Annotated in this window: 2 protein-coding genes; both read left to right on the forward strand. The window is 70.4% G+C overall.

Translation table 11 applies throughout. The annotated features are described in order from the left end of the window. Positions 1-626: NlpC/P60 family protein (locus tag CQZ88_RS19620; protein ID WP_258008690.1), on the forward strand; the 626-nt coding region annotated here is incomplete at its 5' end. Between the two features lie 153 nt (positions 627-779). Beyond that, positions 780-1853 (forward strand): MoxR family ATPase (locus CQZ88_RS19625; protein WP_102800181.1); only part of this gene is annotated, 1074 nt, incomplete at its 3' end.

The following is a 1853-nucleotide window of genomic DNA, read 5'->3' on the forward strand; positions in this document are numbered from 1 at the left end:
GATCCGGGGACGGCACCGACGGATCGGGGGACGGCACCGACGGATCGGGCGAGCCGACGACCGACGGCAGCGGCGAGTCCGACTCGGAGGACTCGACGATCCCCGACCGCGCCGACCCGGTCGAGGAGGAGGGCACCACCACGTCTCCGCCGACCCGCAGCCGGCCCAGGACCACTCCCAAGCCGGGCTCGACCCTCGGCGGCACCGCCGCCGTCGAAACGGTGATCGACCGGGCGATGTCGCAGATCGGGGTGCCCTACGCCTGGGGTGGTGGCGACGAGAACGGTCCGACCCTCGGCATCCGCGACGGCGGCGTCGCCGACAGCTACGGGGACTACAACAAGGTCGGCTTCGACTGCTCCGGGCTGATGATCTACGCATTCGCCGGGATCGGGATCTCGCTGCCGCACTACACCGGCTACCAGTACACCGCGGGCGAGCAGGTGCCGTCGGCCGAGATGCGCCGCGGCGACATGATCTTCTACGGCCCGAACGCCAGCCAGCACGTGGGCCTCTACCTGGGCGACGGGCAGATGATCGAGGCGCCGCAGTCGGGTTCGCACGTGAAGATCTCACCGGTACGCTGGGACGGCATGACCCCGTACGTGGTACGGATGGTGTCCTGAGGCACCGCTTCGGCCCGGCCGGAGGCGGGCTCGCTCGACACCGGTGACCGCGGGCGTCGGCTCGGCGACGGCGGGGGCGTCCGGCACCTGGAATAGTGGTGTGGGTAGGTGACTTCGAGCAGGAACGACCTAGGCGAAAGCGGTGGATTCTTGGTGACCTCACGCGAGGGTGGCACGTCGGGCACGGCAACGTCGGACGCGAAGACCGCCACGGCGGCCGCGGCCGCCCCGGCCGGGGACGCGGCACGCACGTCGGACCAGGCACACGATGTGCGCCTGCTCGAGCAGGCGATCTACGAGGTCAAACGGGTGATCGTCGGTCAGGACCGGCTCGTCGAGCGGATGCTCGTCGGCGTCCTCGCCCGCGGCCACGTGTTGCTCGAAGGTGTTCCCGGCGTGGCCAAGACCCTCGCGGTCGAGACGTTCGCGAAGGTCGTCGGCGGCTCGTTCTCCCGCGTGCAGTTCACCCCGGACCTGGTGCCGACCGACCTCGTCGGCACCCGCATCTACCGGCAGGGCCGCGAGGCGTTCGACACCGAACTCGGGCCCGTCGTGGCGAACTTCGTGCTCGCCGACGAGATCAACCGGGCCCCGGCGAAGGTACAGTCCGCGTTGCTCGAGGTGATGGCCGAACGGCACGTCACGATCGGTGGCAGGACCTTCCCCATGCCCGACCCGTTCCTGGTGATGGCCACCCAGAACCCGATCGAGAACGAGGGCGTGTATCCGCTGCCGGAGGCCCAGCGCGACCGGTTCCTGTTCAAGGTCCTCGTCGACTACCCCACGGTCGAGGAGGAACGCGAGATCGTCTACCGCATGGGGGTGGCCGCACCCGAACCCAAGCAGGTCCTCGACAGCGACGAGCTGATCCGCCTGCAGCAGGTCGCCAACCGCGTGTTCGTCCACCACGCCCTCGTCGACTACGTGGTGCGCGTCATCTTCGCCACCCGCGCCCCCGGCGAGATCGGCCTGACCGAGGTCGACGGGTGGATCGCCTACGGGGCCTCCCCGCGGGCGACCCTCGGCATCATCTCCGCCGCGCGCGCCCTGGCGCTGCTGCGCGGTCGCGACTACGTCGTGCCGCAGGACGTCGTCGACATCATCCCGGACGTGCTGCGGCACCGGCTGGTGCTGTCCTACGACGCCCTCGCCGACGACGTCACGCCCGACCAGATCATCGCCCGCATCCTGCAGACCGTCGGCATGCCGCAGGTCGCCCCGCAGGCC

It is taken from the genome of Rhodococcus sp. ENV425 (assembly GCF_002887785.1).
GTDB lineage: Bacteria > Actinomycetota > Actinomycetes > Mycobacteriales > Mycobacteriaceae > Rhodococcus > Rhodococcus aetherivorans.